The sequence below is a fragment of the Parabacteroides sp. CH2-D42-20 genome, assembly GCF_003670185.1.
GTDB lineage: Bacteria > Bacteroidota > Bacteroidia > Bacteroidales > Tannerellaceae > Parabacteroides > Parabacteroides distasonis.
In genome coordinates, this window is sequence record NZ_RAYG01000005.1 from 215957 (window position 1) to 231216 (window position 15260).

At 44.7% G+C, this 15260-nt stretch carries 12 protein-coding genes; 6 read left to right on the top strand and 6 right to left on the bottom strand.

Features of this window, described 5'->3' with window-relative positions:
• Window positions 1-28: 28 nt before the first annotated feature.
• Both D7V92_RS05055 and D7V92_RS05060 read left to right on the top strand, forming a co-directional pair.
• On the top strand, window positions 29-1795 hold the full coding sequence (locus D7V92_RS05055; protein ID WP_121772420.1) for an alpha-glucosidase: 1767 nt from the start codon (window positions 29-31) through the stop codon (window positions 1793-1795).
• A gap of 97 nt (window positions 1796-1892) precedes the next feature.
• A complete protein-coding gene (locus D7V92_RS05060) occupies window positions 1893-2144 on the top strand; it encodes a GlsB/YeaQ/YmgE family stress response membrane protein (RefSeq protein ID WP_005857281.1) in 252 nt (83 codons plus the stop codon).
• A 112-nt stretch (window positions 2145-2256) separates the two neighbouring features.
• Here the strand turns inward: D7V92_RS05060 and nhaA are convergent, their stop codons facing one another.
• From nhaA to D7V92_RS05090, 6 genes are all read right to left on the bottom strand, one after another.
• Window positions 2257-3618, bottom strand: a complete 1362-nt coding sequence (gene nhaA / locus D7V92_RS05065) for a Na+/H+ antiporter NhaA (RefSeq protein WP_005857282.1) — start codon at window positions 3616-3618, stop codon at window positions 2257-2259.
• 113 nt (window positions 3619-3731) lie between these two features.
• Window positions 3732-4940: a cation:proton antiporter gene (locus tag D7V92_RS05070; protein ID WP_005857283.1), complete on the bottom strand. Its 1209-nt coding sequence runs from the start codon at window positions 4938-4940 to the stop codon at window positions 3732-3734.
• 107 nt (window positions 4941-5047) lie between these two features.
• Window positions 5048-5647: a YigZ family protein gene (locus D7V92_RS05075; RefSeq protein WP_005857285.1), complete on the bottom strand. Its 600-nt coding sequence runs from the start codon at window positions 5645-5647 to the stop codon at window positions 5048-5050.
• 3 nt (window positions 5648-5650) lie between these two features.
• Window positions 5651-5872, bottom strand: a complete 222-nt coding sequence (locus D7V92_RS05080; RefSeq protein WP_005857287.1) for a hypothetical protein — start codon at window positions 5870-5872, stop codon at window positions 5651-5653.
• Window positions 5869-8724 carry an excinuclease ABC subunit UvrA gene (gene uvrA / locus D7V92_RS05085; RefSeq protein ID WP_121772421.1) on the bottom strand — a complete coding sequence of 952 codons (2856 nt, stop codon included), beginning with the start codon at window positions 8722-8724 and terminating at the stop codon, window positions 5869-5871. Before uvrA ends, D7V92_RS05080 begins: the two co-directional genes overlap by 4 nt.
• 157 nt (window positions 8725-8881) lie before the next feature.
• On the bottom strand, window positions 8882-9628 hold the full coding sequence (locus D7V92_RS05090; protein ID WP_121772422.1) for a potassium channel family protein: 747 nt from the start codon (window positions 9626-9628) through the stop codon (window positions 8882-8884).
• Between the two features lie 197 nt (window positions 9629-9825).
• On the opposite strand from D7V92_RS05090, the gene gadC reads away from it, so the two are divergent.
• From gadC to D7V92_RS05110, 4 genes are all read left to right on the top strand, one after another.
• Window positions 9826-11313 carry a putative glutamine/gamma-aminobutyrate antiporter GadC gene (gene gadC / locus D7V92_RS05095; RefSeq protein ID WP_005857294.1) on the top strand — a complete coding sequence of 496 codons (1488 nt, stop codon included), beginning with the start codon at window positions 9826-9828 and terminating at the stop codon, window positions 11311-11313.
• A gap of 160 nt (window positions 11314-11473) precedes the next feature.
• On the top strand, window positions 11474-11686 hold the full coding sequence (locus D7V92_RS05100; RefSeq protein WP_005857296.1) for a hypothetical protein: 213 nt from the start codon (window positions 11474-11476) through the stop codon (window positions 11684-11686).
• A gap of 138 nt (window positions 11687-11824) precedes the next feature.
• Window positions 11825-13381, top strand: a complete 1557-nt coding sequence (locus D7V92_RS05105; RefSeq protein ID WP_022192595.1) for a DUF4435 domain-containing protein — start codon at window positions 11825-11827, stop codon at window positions 13379-13381.
• Between the two features lie 98 nt (window positions 13382-13479).
• Window positions 13480-15246 (top strand): glycosyltransferase family 39 protein, encoded by a 1767-nt coding sequence (locus D7V92_RS05110; RefSeq protein WP_121772423.1) that lies wholly within the window; start codon window positions 13480-13482, stop codon window positions 15244-15246.
• The last annotated feature ends 14 nt before the right edge of the window (window positions 15247-15260 follow it).

Below are 15260 nucleotides of genomic sequence, written 5' to 3' on the forward strand. Positions count from 1 at the left end.
TTATAGTAAAAAACTAAAGAATAATAAGATGGATTCAAAGCATGTTACAGAGAGTACGTCCGGTCAAGAGGACATTCAAAAGACTTGGTGGAAAGAAGCGATTATATACCAAATCTATCCCCGTAGCTTTCAGGACAGCGATGACGACGGAATCGGTGACTTAAACGGTATCACCTCCCGCTTGGATTATATACAAAGCTTGGGTGTGGATATCATCTGGTTAAACCCGATCTTTCTCTCTCCCAACGATGATAATGGCTACGACATCAGCGACTATCGGGAAATCATGCGGGAATTCGGTACGATGGAAGATTTCGACCGCCTCCTGAAAGAGATTCATAAACGGGAGATGCGACTGGTACTGGACTTGGTAGTAAACCATACCAGCGACGAGCATCCTTGGTTCGAGGAAGCCCGTAAATCCAGACATAATCCCTATTATAATTATTACCATTGGTGGCCGGCCGAGAAAGGTGAGCCTCCCTTGCGCCTCAGCTATTTCGACGAGGAAGGCAACGCTTGGACGTATAACAAGCCAACCGACTCGTATTACCTGCATTATTTCTCCCGGAAACAACCCGACTTAAATTGGGAGAACCCGGAGGTACGCCAAGAGATTTTCGATATGATGTGCTTTTGGTTCGATAAAGGGATAGACGGTTTTCGCATGGATTCCATCTCTCTTATCGCCAAAGATCCCTCATTCCCTCTCATAGATTCCAAGAAATATCCGGATATCTTTTCTTTCTATGCCAAAGAGCCTCGCCTACACCTCTATCTTCACGAGATGAATCGGCAGGTATTAAGCAAATACGATTGTATGAGTGTTGGAGAAGGTTCGGCCGTGATGGTAGATGATGTCGCTAAATTTGTCGATCCGGCCCGGGAAGAGTTGAATATGCTTTATCATTTCGACGCCGCCCGCATCCGGAATACAACCCTACCGGACAATCCGGAATCCGGTATAGACTATAGCTTGATCGCCCTAAAGAAGATGTTTACGGAATGGGATAAGGCGGTAGATAAGGGTTGGCCCTCGATCTACTTGGGTAATCATGACCAGCCCCGTATGGTCAGTCGCTTTGGTAGCGATAAGGATGAGTTCAGGGCCTTGTCCGCTAAGATGCTTATTACTTTTCTGCTTACGATGAGAGGAACGCCTTATTGGTTCGCCGGGGACGAGATAGGTATGCGTAACATTCGGTTCGACCGTATCGAGGATTATAACGATATCGATACGATCAACCGCTATAAGAAAGCGAAAGCAGAGGGTAAAGATCCGCAGGCGGTATTGGACGAACAGAAAGAGACCGGACGAGACAACGCCCGCACTCCTTTCCAATGGGATCGCTCGCCGGAAGCGGGATTTACGGCAGGAACCCCTTGGTTAAAGGTAAATCCAGATTATACTTGGATAAACGTAACGGACGAAGAAAAAGATCCGACCTCCATACTTAATTATTTTAAGAAAGTAGTCAGCTTCCGTAAGGAGAATCCGAGTTTGATTTATGGCAGTTATCATTTGCTGGATGCGGAGAATCCCCAATCCTATACCTTCTTACGCAAGACTGGGGCCGACACTTATCTGATTATGCTCAATTTCTCCCCCAAGGCGGCAATCTCCACTCCGGGGATAGATATGAGTAACGCACACGTCCTATTGGACAATTACGGGGCCCGAAGTCATATGGCGCCTCAAAAAGATATCACGCTCCGTCCTTTCGAAGCGATTGTCTTTCAATTGAACCATCCCGTCTATGAATCCTTCATAGATTCGCTAGATCTTTTGGAATGATTCGTTAAAAAGAGGTACAAAGCGCAACCAAAGACTTTTCGGATGTGTTTAAATACAAAGCATCAGAACTTTTTAATAAAATATAAAACTATTCGTTATGGGATTTATTTGGTCTATTATCATCGGTATCGTAGCCGGTTATCTGGCTGGTAAGATTATGCGTGGAGGAGGTTTCGGGGTCATTGTTAATTTGATCCTAGGTATTATTGGAGGTGTATTGGGTGGCTGGGTATTCAGTTTACTAGGCATATCGGCCGGTGGTATCTTAGGGAGCTTGATAACCTCTACGGTCGGAGCTATTTTGTTATTATGGATCGGCTCGCTATTCAACAAATCCAAAGAGGTTTAAGAAGGCGTGCTCAATTATCAAATCATATATTACATGGCAACAAGATCTCACGAAACTTTAGTTACGGCATAATATAATGTAAAAGGCAGTCCTTGCCGGACTGCCTTTTTATTTAGATCGTTTCCACTTTTTCTTTAGGTAAAACCCATTTCAATACCAGATAACCGCAAAGACCGGATATAAACGATCCCGTGAATACACCCAGCTTCGCCTGATTCAAGAGATCGGCACCCGCCGCCGTACTGCCGTCAAAGGAAAGATTCGCTATAAACAAAGCGACCGTGAAACCGATTCCTCCCAACATGGATACTCCAAATAAATTACGCTTGCTCATGCCTGTAGGCATGGAGGCAAATGGCGTACACGCGAACAAGTAAGAGAAAGAGAATATACCTAATGTCTTTCCTACAAATAGGCCCACGAACACCGCCAACGGTACATTAACTAATGTCTGGGGTTGGATATCCCCGAATGTCACACCGGCATTCACGAAAGCGAATAAAGGAAGTATCACATAGTTTACCAAAGGATGCAACTTATCAGCGATGGTCTGCAACGGACTGATCGTTTTATCCGCCAACGTATGGATGTTATTCAATACCTGAATTTGTGTAGGCGTAAGCACTTCCGCTTTACGGGACTGACGAACCTCGGTATAGTCCAGCATATTCAAATACCCGGTCATATCACACGTGAAATCATCTAGCTTAACAACCGGACGGGCAGGAACCGTAAAGGCGATCAACACGCCGGCGATTGTCGGATGGATTCCTGACTCCAGAAATAGCAGCCAAACGATAAAGCCACCAATATAGAAAAACAATCGGTTGTGTACCCGGAACTTTCCTCCCACATACAACAAAGCGAGGACTATCAGGGATATCAACAAAGGCTCGAAAGCGATATGCCCGCTATAAAACAGGGCGATAATTATGATACCTCCAATATCATCCACCACAGCCAAGGCGGTCAAGAAGATACGCATGCTCAACGGCACCCGCTTCCCCAACAAGCCCAATACGGCCAAGGCGAAAGCGATATCCGTAGCCATCGGAATAGCCGCCCCGTTTACCTCGGGAGGCGTATTACATACTAACATATAAAATAAGACCGGCACGATCATTCCACCACAGGCGGCGATAATAGGCAATAGCGCCTTCCGCACGGAACTCAACTCACCGATCAATACCTCTTGCTTGATCTCCAGACCGATCACGAAAAAGAAAACCGCCATAAGGGCGTCGTTCACGAAAGCCAGCATAGACATGGTCTCGCCATGATGCGCAAAGAAGTTAAACTGCCCGGCTTGCAGATCGATTGGAAAAGCTAATAACTGGTGATACCTATCTGCCCAAGGCGAATTGGCCAAGACCATAGCAACGATGGTAGCGGCAAACAATAAAAGACTAGCGTTCGGCTTCTGTATAGCGAAGCGACGCAACGGTTTAAGGATAACATTAATCGTACGGTCCATAAATAATAAGTTAGATGAAGGTCTTCAACAATTGATCGTACTATGACTATTCCCTTTCCCTCCCAAGAGGGAAACGGAATATCATCTTGAAATACCTTCAAGTGTTTTTTCTATTAATTGACAGCTTTGGCTTTTCCTGCTTGCTCCAGGTTATAAGCGCTGCGTGTGAGTTTCTCTACCCAGATGACAAAGATACCAGTTAAAATTAAATTAAACACAATAGTTAACACAGAAATTATCAACATAGGGCCACCTAATCCATATCCCAAGGCTATGAAAATAACGCCGGCTCCTACCTCTCCACGGGTAAACATACCGATAGACAGCGCCAAACGCTCCCGTTTCATCCGGTCACGGTAGAAAAACAAAGGAAATAGTTTACCGATATTGGATAAGAATGAGACGATTACGACGTGTAAAGCGATCATCGACCATGACATCATCGGCTGGGAACCTGTCACCGTAGTTACTTCCGCCGCTTGCTGAGCGAAATCCACGCCCATAAACACCGGCATGCTCACTCCGACAAGGAACATAAAGAGATAAGAGATAAAATCGGACACTTGATGCTCGATCTTGGTATCGATATGCTTATGCCGCATGATCATACCTACGACAAACGCAGGTAAAAGTACCTCGATATGGATGCTAGCCTCCTCCCCGTACATATGTTTTGATACCAGATAAATCACTTGCGTGATACCAAACGTCACGACAGCATAGAACAAGATGGCTTTCCAGTCTTGACGTACATTATAATATCCCATTTTCTTCCAACCCAGAATCAAGAGCAATACCACAACCAGAATAATGACTCCCAATTGCCAGCGCAAGCCGATCATCATGATTTGCAACGGGATCATCAACAGGATCGTATCCAAGTCGTCGAAGATCGCCAATACCTGTACCTTCTTATACACCCAAGAGGCTTTTAGCCCGGCGGCGGCCAACATCGTAAACAAGATACCCGCCGAGGTAGGCGCGGCGAACCGGCTTAGCAACAGGTTCTCCTTCCAAGCGTCCCAACTTCCCCATAAATCGCCCGGAAGCAAGACAAACATATAATATAAAGCCACGAATATCCACGGAAACGCAGCCGTAGCCATCGCTATGAAATAATCTTCGGTATAAGACTTCCACCGGGTCTTATCAATCTCGAACTCACGCCCCACATTAATCATGATAAACGCAAGGCAAATAAACAAAAATGTATTAGAGATCGTCTTTACCAGCGAATACTGTTCCCCCACCATAGCGGGAAGCATTTGCGACACGACCAAACCCAACACTAGAAAAAAAGAGAATAAAAGAACTTTTTTCATTCAGATAAAACTATATTAATATTTACACAATAAAATGCAGGGGCAGGGTTCCTCATGAGCCTTGTCTCTACAAAAAACAATTGAAAATTGAATTAGTTGATCGCTTGCTACTCTTTTAGATAAGCGGTCTCAACCTTTAACAAGCGATTCTTGAGGCGTTCGGCCTCCCCTTTACGGATACGAAGCGTCATCTCGCAATCCATCTCGAACTTCTGTGAGATGATAGCGGGGTTATCCTCTTTTACGATACGCATGATCCCGTTCAGGTATGGGTATTCGAAAACGACCGTGATGTCCTCGTCTACCGTACGTTCCTCGATCTCTGCGGCGGCGATAGCCTCGGCGGCGGCCGTGCGATAAGCGACGATCAGCCCGCTGGTTCCTAACTCGATTCCACCAAAGTAACGTACTACGACAATCAATAAATCGGTCAGCTCATTCGAGTTGATCTGTCCGAGGATCGGTTTCCCGGCCGTGGAAGAAGGCTCCCCGTCATCGTTGGCCCGGAACGTCTGCCGCTCTGGACCTAACATATACGCCCAGCATACATGGCGGGCATCATAATATTGTTTACGGTATTTCTCCAGTTGCTCCTTCACCTCTTCTACCGTACGCACGGGGATAGCATACGAGATAAAGCGGCTGCGCTTCTCGGTATAATATCCCTCGGCTACTTGCTTGATGGTCTTGTAACTGTCGTCTGCCATAAATCAATCCGGTATTTTAGTGTTAGACACTTCCTCCCGGTACGCCCGGAAATCTTTCATGATCTCTTCGATCTCCTCGATGAAATAAGGATCTTTCACCTTATTCCTCACCTCCTCATAATAGGTCTCTATGGCAGCCAACGCACATACGTCCTGCCCTCTCAGCACGAAGTAAGGTTCCTCCTTCTCCACGCACTGCTTGATCATTTGTATAGGATTCTTCATTTTTTCTTATTTGCTATATCTAACTCTTCTTTCAAGAACGGAGCCGTAAACCCGACGCCACTCTTTGCTAAAGCTTCCGGAGTTCCGGTAAAAAGGACATTGCCTCCACGGCGACCGCCCTCGGGACCCATATCGATCAAGTAATCGGCGCTTTTGATAACATCGAGGTTATGTTCGATAACGATGATCGTGTTGCCTTTATCCACCAACTTGTTCAATACCCCCAGCAAGACCCGGATATCCTCGAAGTGCAGACCGGTGGTAGGTTCATCCAATACATAAAGCGTCTTTCCCGTATCCCGCTTCGCCAGCTCGGTAGCCAGCTTGACACGTTGGCTCTCGCCACCGGATAAGGTAGTAGAGGGTTGCCCCAACTTGATATATCCCAGACCTACATCCTGCAGGACCTTGATCTTGGATAAGATAGTCGGGATATTCTCGAAGAACTCCACTGCCATATTAATCGTCATATCCAAGATATCCGCAATTGATTTCCCACGAAAACGAACCTCTAGGGTTTCCCGGTTATATCGCTTGCCGTGACAATCCTCGCAAGGCACCAGCACGTCCGGAAGGAAATTCATCTCGATCGTCTTATAGCCATTTCCCTTACAGGTCTCGCACCGTCCGCCCGATACGTTAAAAGAGAAACGTCCCGGTTTATACCCTCTCACCTTCGATTCCGGAAGTTCCACGAACAGATTCCGGATATCCGAGAATACCCCCGTATAGGTAGCTGGGGTGCTCCGGGGGGAACGACCGATCGGAGATTGATCCACATTCACGATCTTATCGACATGCTCGATTCCCTCGATGGCGTCGTATGCCAAGGGGTCTTCCAGCGAGCGATAGAAATGCTGGCTCAAGATCGGTTGCAGCGTGCGGTTTATCAAGGTAGACTTTCCGCTACCCGACACACCCGTGACGCAAATAAGAGTACCCAAGGGGAAAGACACGTCCACATGCTTCAGGTTATTGCCGCTGGCTCCCTTGATCGTAATAAACTGCCCGTTGCCTTTCCGACGCTCGGCAGGAACGGCTATCTCCGTGTTTCCATTCAGATAGGAAGAGGTCAAGGTATCTACACGCAGCATCTCCTTGGGCGTTCCCTCAAAGACGACCTCACCCCCCAGACGACCCGCTTTGGGACCCATATCCACCACGTAATCGGCACTCAACATCATATCCTTATCATGCTCCACGACGATCACGGAGTTTCCCGTATCACGCAATTGCTTCAAGGAGTTAATCAGACGGACGTTGTCCCGCTGGTGCAAACCGATACTCGGCTCATCCAATATATAAAGTACATTCACCAATTGGCTTCCGATCTGGGTAGCCAGACGGATACGCTGGCTCTCGCCACCGGACAAGGTAGCGGAACCCCGGTTCATGGAAAGATAATCCAATCCCACATCCAGCAAGAAGCGCAGGCGGGAGCGTATCTCCTTCAATATCTCCGTAGCGATCCGAAGCTGTTTCGGGTCCAGCTTCTCCTCGATACCCTCCAGCCACTCGTATAATTCCGAGATATCCATGGCCGACAACTCGGCGATATTCTTTCCCGCTATCCGGTAGCTCAACGCCTCCTTATTCAACCGCCAGCCGTTACATTCCGGACAAGTGGCCATCTTGATGAATTGTCCCGCCCATTTCTGCGCCGAGGCGGATGCCTCGCTCTCCTGTTGCATCAAGATATACTTGGCGACTCCCTCATACGACAAGAAATAGTTAGACGATCCTAACGAGTCATTCTTGATCTGCAACCGCTCGTCCGTACCGTTCATGATCTCGTCCATCGCCTCCTCGGGAATATCCCGTATAGGCGTCTTGATCGTCACGCCATGCTTTTGGCAAAGCGCCTCGATCTGCCAGAATATCAACGAATTCTTATATTTACCCAAAGCGACGATGCCACCGCTATATATACTTAAGGATGGATCGGGAACGATCTTGTCCATATCCAACAAATTGACCTGTCCTAAGCCTTTACATTTCGGACACGCTCCTTGAGGGGAGTTGAACGAGAAATTATGCGGAGCCGGCTCACTGTAAGACAATCCAGTCACCGGGTCCATCAAGCGACGACTATAATGGCGAACCTCGTTAGTCTCGGCATCCAGTATCAGCACAAGGCCATCGCCTTGCTTCATGGCGATCTTCAAGCTCTCTTTCAAACGACGCTCGTCTGCCTCGGAGACAATCATCTTATCGATCACTACCTCGATGCTGTGCATCTTATAACGATCCAGCTTCATCCCATGGAAGATCTCTTTCAACTCGCCATCGACACGGACGTTCAGATATCCTTTTTTACGTATCTGCTCGAAAAGTTCCTTATAGTGCCCCTTACGATTACGGACCAACGGAGCCAAGAGATACGTTTTTTTCCCGTTGTACTCATCCAAGATCAGCCGTAAGACTTGATCCTCGGTATATTTCACCATCTTCTCCCCGCTCAAATAGGAATAGGCCTCTCCCGCCCTAGCGTAAAGCAAACGGAAAAAGTCATAGATCTCGGTAGTCGTACCGACAGTGGAACGAGGATTCTTATTGGTTGTCTTTTGCTCAATGGAGATAACCGGACTCAGGCCCGTTATCTTATCCACATCGGGTCTCTCCATATTCCCTAAGAAATTCCGGGCGTAAGCCGAGAATGTCTCCACATACCGCCTTTGTCCCTCGGCGAAAATCGTATCGAACGCCAATGATGACTTGCCGCTACCACTCATGCCGGTAATCACCGTCAACTTATTCCTCGGAATCTCTACATCTATATTCTTCAGATTATGAACACGTGCGCCAAGTATGGATATGCGCCCGCCTTCCAATGCCTGCTTATCTTTTATCATCTTTTACCTATCTGGTTTTAGGGGCCGTAAAGATACGAAAAAAACAGAAGCCAATCAAACTTTCCGACAAATCATAGTGTAGTCTCCGCCACTTCCTTCCGCCTATTTACTCCCTACGGGAAGACCTCGCAGTATCCACCGTAAGGAACCAGGGGTTCTATTTATCCTTCACCTTTGGCTGGGGAGAAGGAGCCTGTATGTTCTCATAAAACCTCTTTTTCTCCTCGTTACTTTTTTGGACAAGGCTTGTCACATATACCGTAAATATTGGAAACATCATCATGCCCAAAGCAGCCAATACGACTGAGAGGACTCGTCCCGTAACCGTAATAGCGGATATGTTAGAGCCAACCGTCGTCACATCCATAAACGCCCACCATAGAGCGTCCCCATAATTAGCCACCAACGGGTTCACCTTATGCTCCAAGACAAAAAATATAAGACTTGAGAAATAAACCGTGGCCAACAACATCGTCAAGTAAGAAACAAACAAGCCGGATGCCTTATTATACGATAACCATCCCACCACGATCGCCAACGCATACCCGCCCCGTACCAAAGGAACGAAACGTAAGAAATAACTAAGCTCGGGTGAGGTGATAATATGATAATATTCTATTATATTTTGGTAAGGGATCGCTACGAGCAAGAAAATAAAGTGCGTTCGCAAATAACGTAATTTATCTTTCGATAGGAAAAGTTCCAAAACAAAATCGAAAAGAAAAAACAAACAGATCCATAATTGAATCTTCTTATAAGAAGTTTGCGTGTAAAAGGGAATATTCTTAAATGTATCGATGGAGATACTGATAACCAAGAACAGCGACAACAATAGTATAATGATATGTAACACACCATATACCCCCTTCTTTCTCAATGCGAAATCAAATACGGCCATTTTCATAAGCGTTACTATTTATTTAATTATAATCCTTTTCATTTTGGTTTATGACAACAAACCTCATATACCATTTGTTTAAACAGCGAAATGTGTTAATTAACCAAGTTTTACGTAGCAAAAACAAAACAACTTCTTTGATTCGCTGTTATAAACTCAGACTTAAACGAGAGAAGTAATTCTCATTTTTAAAACATAAATCTATGGCAAATATCAACAAGACAGTAAAGCTAGGTGTGTTTACCCTAGCAATCATGAACGTGACGGCAGTAGTATCTTTACGCGGACTGCCAGCAGAAGCCGTATACGGACTAAGTTCGGCTTTCTATTACTTATTCGCGGCAATCGTATTCTTAATCCCGACCTCTTTGGTGGCAGCGGAATTAGCGGCAATGTTCCAAGACAAACAAGGTGGTGTATTCCGTTGGGTAGGTGAGGCCTATGGAAAACGTCTAGGCTTTCTGGCTATCTGGGTTCAATGGATTGAAAGTACGATCTGGTATCCGACAGTATTAACTTTTGGAGCCGTATCCATCGCCTTCATCGGTATGGATCATCCCGAAGATATGCTGCTGGCGAATAACAAATACTACACGTTAGCGATCGTGTTAATTATTTATTGGCTGGCTACATTTATCTCACTAAAGGGATTGAGTTGGGTTGGAAAAGTAGCGAAAATTGGAGGTATGGTAGGTACTATCATCCCGGCGGCCTTACTCATCATTTTAGGTATCGTATATCTAGCGACTGGCGGGCATTCCAATATGGATTTCCACAGTAACTTCTTCCCCGACTTCAGTAAATTCGACAACTTAGTCTTAGCCGCAAGTATCTTCCTTTTTTACGCAGGTATGGAAATGGGCGGTATTCACGTGAAAGACGTTGACAATCCTTCTAAAAACTATCCGAAAGCTGTATTTATCGGTGCCTTGATCACCGTTGTAATCTTCGTACTAGGAACTTTTGCGTTGGGTATTATTATCCCAGAGAAAGACATCAATCTTACGCAAAGTTTATTAGTGGGATTCGACAATTACTTCAAGTACATTCATGCCTCATGGTTATCCCCAATTATCGCTATCGCTTTGGCATTTGGCGTATTAGCAGGAGTATTGACATGGGTCGCTGGTCCTTCCAAAGGTATATTCGCAGTTGGTAAAGCAGGTTATCTGCCCCCGTTCTTCCAGAAGACCAATAAGATCGGCGTACAGAAAAACATCCTTTATATCCAAGGAGCGGCTGTTACACTTCTTAGCTTATTATTCGTGGTAATGCCATCCGTACAAAGCTTTTATCAGATCTTATCACAGCTTACGGTGATCTTATATTTAATAATGTATATGTTGATGTTCTCCGGAGCGATCGCATTACGTTATAAGATGAAAAAGGCAGGTCGTCCTTTCCGTATCGGAAAAGGTGGCAATGGCTTGATGTGGTTGATCGGAGGTTTAGGATTCTGTGGTTCCTTATTAGCGTTCGTATTAAGTTTCATTCCTCCTAGCCAGATTTCTACAGGAAATAATACGGTTTGGTTCGCCGTTCTCTTCATCGGTGTAATTGTTGTCGTTGCGGCACCGTTTATTATCTATGCGTCTAAGAAAGCATCTTGGGTAGATCCGAACACTGAATTCGAACCGTTCCATTGGGAAGTAAAAAATGACGTATCCGAGACGAATACGACAAAAGCATAACACACATTCATCTCGATAATTACCTAGTCCGGGCTGCGAAAATATTGCAGCTCGGACTTTTTCGTAAAAATAGCACAGAATATTTACGTTTTATTATGTGTATTATAAAAATGTAATTATCTTTGCGATAGTATTCATAAAATAAAATATCAAAAGAACTATGGCACGTACAGTAGATTATTCAAAAAAGGCAGAGAAAATCAAAGAGCAAGTAGATGAATTAGTACAAGAATTAATGGCTGCTAAATCGGCTCCGGTAGTCTCCAAAAGAAGTTTAAAAGTAGCTGACATCAATTTCGAGAACGAGGATGTTAATACATTAATGCAAATACAAGCTCGCCTCGCTCGCGTTATCTTGGAGAAGAGCAAATAAGAAAAAACTCTGCTAAGGTTTTAATAAAAGCGCCTTTCCCGTCTTTAAGGATGTTTCGGGAAAGGCACTTTATTTTTCAGGTCTCGTGCGAACTTTCAAAGAAAAAGCTTATCTTTGAAAACCTAATCAATAACATGTATGGAACTAACACTCCCAACGAAAGTTAATGTGACACATCCCATCATGCTAGACACGAAGATATTAGTCGTGATCGGAGCGAACGGTGCGGGGAAAAGCTCTTTTGGCAGAGATTTATTGGAGAGATATGCGGGTCAAGCGAAAAGAATATCCGGTATACATGCCTTATTCATCAGCGATGACGAATCTAAATTATCGGCCTCCAATGAATTCGCACGTTTACAGTCTATGATCAAAGAACGACTGTTCATGCCACGTATTTCTGAATACGAGAAACTGATTTTGCAACTCCAGAGCGAGGAGTTCGAGGCGGCAGTCAATTTCAAGGAAGCCAGCAAAACTAATAACGAAGTAGATCCTCCGATCACCAAGATAGATATTATACAAGCGATCTGGGAAAAGATGTTTCCGCATAATCGCCTGATACGAAAGTCGGGATTTATCGAGCTTGTATCCACGGGGCGTGATTCAAATTCCTACACCGCCGGACGCATGAGCGATAGCGAGAAACTGGTGTTCTACTTGATTGGGGCCGCATTATGCGCATGCCCGAACGCCTTGCTCGTGATCGAAGAGCCGGAAACCCTTCTCCACAACTCCATAAAGAACCAGCTTTGGGACGAGATTGAGGCGATACGCCCGGACTGTACGTTTGTTTATCTCACACATGACATTGATTTCGCCACCTCCCGCTCCGACAGCAAACGGATCTGGATTCGTTCTTACGACGCAGATCATTCCGTATGGGATTACGAGTTGATCGAGAGTAATGAAAGTTTTCCAGAAGAAGTATATATGGAAATACTTGGCAGCCGGAAACCGATCTTGTTTATCGAAGGGACCGACACGAACAGTATCGACAGTAAGCTTTACCCCTTCATATTCCCCGATTATTTGGTGAAACCGATGGGTGGTTGCCAAAAAGTAATCGAGACAACCAAAGCGTTCGGCCAACTGAAAGACTTCCATACATTAGATAGCAAAGGTATCGTAGATCGTGATAGGCGTACGCAAGGAGAAATAAACTATCTACGGGAACAACATATTTATGTACCGGACGTAGCAGAAGTGGAGAACCTATTGATGATAGAGGATGTGATCAAGACGGTCGCCAAACGGTTGATGAAAGATCCGGACGATGTTTTCAAGCAAGTGAAAGAAAACGTAGTACGTCTTTTCCAAAAAGAACTGGACTCGCAAGTAATCCTTCATGCCAAACATCAAGTCCGTAAAAAACTGGAGACTACCGTTGATCGCAAGATAACGACGGTGGAGCAATTAACCGAACATGTAGAGAGTATCCGTCTGAACATCCATGCGGAAGAAATATACAAAAACATAAAAGAAGAGTTCGAGTCTTATATAGAAACGGAGAACTACAAAAGCATCCTCCGTGTTTATAATCAAAAAGGGATGTTACCACAGAGCCGCCTATGCGCGATCTGCGGTATCAGTAACAAAGAGAGTTATTTAAACCTGATTCTCTCCATATTAAAGGAAAACAAGGAGGATGCGGAAGCGATACGAAAGGCTATCAAACATTCATTGGGCACATAAAAAGTTTCTAAAAATGCGGGGAAAGTCCATAAAAAATTGTTCTTTTGCAAACTGTTTTATAACATTAATGGGCCAAAGCCCTATATATTAATTGTCATATGCGTACACCTACACTTCAATATCTTTACTTGCAAAAGCCGGTAACCATGATGGTAGTAATCTGTATTATATCTGTGTTACCTTGGATCGGCCTCGGCGATTTTTCCACCAAAGGGGAACCTCGGGAAGCGGCCGTAGCGATCTCCATGCTTGAGACAGGTAATTGGGTCTTGCCACAATCTTACGCGAACGAGTTCGCTTTTAAGCCACCGATGGCGCATTGGTTAATGGCTGCTTTCTCCTATCCACAGGGATATGTTTCCGAGTTCACCTCCCGCTTGCCATCGGCTTTAGCCTTTATTACCTTGATCGGGTTCGTATTGGTCTTTTTCGGTAAACGAATCGTAAAGTTTCAGGAGGCATTCATAGCGACCCTCCTATTGGTCACCTGCGTAGAGATACATCGGGCGGCCATGACGACTCGGGTGGATATGTTGCTCACTACTTTCATCGTCATAGGGCTTTTCCAGCTATATCGATGGGAAGATAAATTAGAGCTGAAAGGACTTCCCATATTCATACCTTTATTATTAGGATGCGCCGTTCTGACCAAAGGACCGGTAGGCGTAGTATTGCCCCTATTCGTATTCGGCATTTATCTATTAATGTTAGGTCAATACAGTTATCTCACCATATTCAAGACTTTATTATATGCGGGAATTTCCTCTTTATTCCTACCGATGTTGTGGTATACCGCTGCATGGAAGCAGGGTGGAAATGAGTTCCTTAATGTCGTATTAGCGGAGAATTTCGCTCGTTTCTTACACCTAAACACTCCTGAAATTTCCTATGATCTGGGGCATGAGAATGGTGTTTGGTACAATTTCATGACGTTGGCGGCAGGCTTTATACCTTGGACTATTTTCTTTTTCTTCTCTTTATTCGGGCTGAAACTTAGCAAGCCTGAGCAATCTATTAAAGAGATCTTAAAGAATACGTGGAAACGTATCCGCTCCATGGAAAAAGTTCGTTTATTTAGTTTGGTTGCTTTAGTCGGCATCCTTTTCTTCTATTCGATACCTTCCAGTAAACGAAGCGTATATTTAATGCCGGCTTATCCGTTCATTGCCTTGTTCTTGGCTCAGTATGCCTTATATATTACAGAATACCGTACGAAAGTAACTCGGGTATTCGCTGCCTTTTTAGCTTCCCTAGTAAGTGTCGTCATGATAGCGATCTTGCTTACGGTATTCGGTATTATTGATCCTGTTGGTATCGTCGGTCAATATACACAAAACGCATCGACCTTGGACATGGTACAAATGGTATCAAAAGTATTAGTTCACCCCAGTACGCTTACGATCTGTATTATCTTCATAAATCTATTGATATTAGGAACGGTCTATTACCAGATGTTCAAGAAAATAAATATCAAGATCCTCTACGCTACGATAGCCTTGACATTCTCGGTTAATTTATTAATTGACGGTGTCATTATGAGAGGTATTCGTGAAGGGGATTCTTGCCGTGTTTTCGCTGAACGTATCCTGAAAGAATATCCATTGAATAAAAAGAATGTATATGTCGTAAATAACCTTCGGATTTATCGGAATCTATACGGGTTAAACTTCTATATGGGAAATATCTTCCATGACTTCGATAAAGAAACACCCGCCAAAGGTTATTTCCTGATCGGAGAAAATGAGATGGAAAAGGTACTTTCCGCATACGGGGATAAATATACCTTCCGTACACTGACTAAGTCCGATCAAACGTTCAGCGAGCTAAAACAAAAAATCGTGCTTAGCGAGTTCGAGTTGAAATAGAAATGTAATATCTA

Bases quoted from the DNA above. Each gene is read 5' to 3' on its own strand.
- D7V92_RS05100 (WP_005857296.1), top strand. From the start codon at position 11,474: ATGGCACGTACAGTAGATTATTCAAAAAAGGCAGAGAAAATCAAAGAG.
- D7V92_RS05055 (WP_121772420.1), top strand. From the start codon at position 29: ATGGATTCAAAGCATGTTACAGAGAGTACGTCCGGTCAAGAGGACATT.
- D7V92_RS05075 (WP_005857285.1), bottom strand. From the start codon at position 5,647: ATGGCAGACGACAGTTACAAGACCATCAAGCAAGTAGCCGAGGGATAT.
- D7V92_RS05080 (WP_005857287.1), bottom strand. From the start codon at position 5,872: ATGAAGAATCCTATACAAATGATCAAGCAGTGCGTGGAGAAGGAGGAA.
- D7V92_RS05070 (WP_005857283.1), bottom strand. From the start codon at position 4,940: ATGAAAAAAGTTCTTTTATTCTCTTTTTTTCTAGTGTTGGGTTTGGTC.
- nhaA (WP_005857282.1), bottom strand. From the start codon at position 3,618: ATGGACCGTACGATTAATGTTATCCTTAAACCGTTGCGTCGCTTCGCT.
- D7V92_RS05105 (WP_022192595.1), top strand. From the start codon at position 11,825: ATGGAACTAACACTCCCAACGAAAGTTAATGTGACACATCCCATCATG.
- D7V92_RS05090 (WP_121772422.1), bottom strand. From the start codon at position 9,628: ATGAAAATGGCCGTATTTGATTTCGCATTGAGAAAGAAGGGGGTATAT.
- D7V92_RS05060 (WP_005857281.1), top strand. From the start codon at position 1,893: ATGGGATTTATTTGGTCTATTATCATCGGTATCGTAGCCGGTTATCTG.
- D7V92_RS05110 (WP_121772423.1), top strand. From the start codon at position 13,480: ATGCGTACACCTACACTTCAATATCTTTACTTGCAAAAGCCGGTAACC.
- uvrA (WP_121772421.1), bottom strand. From the start codon at position 8,724: ATGATAAAAGATAAGCAGGCATTGGAAGGCGGGCGCATATCCATACTT.
- gadC (WP_005857294.1), top strand. From the start codon at position 9,826: ATGGCAAATATCAACAAGACAGTAAAGCTAGGTGTGTTTACCCTAGCA.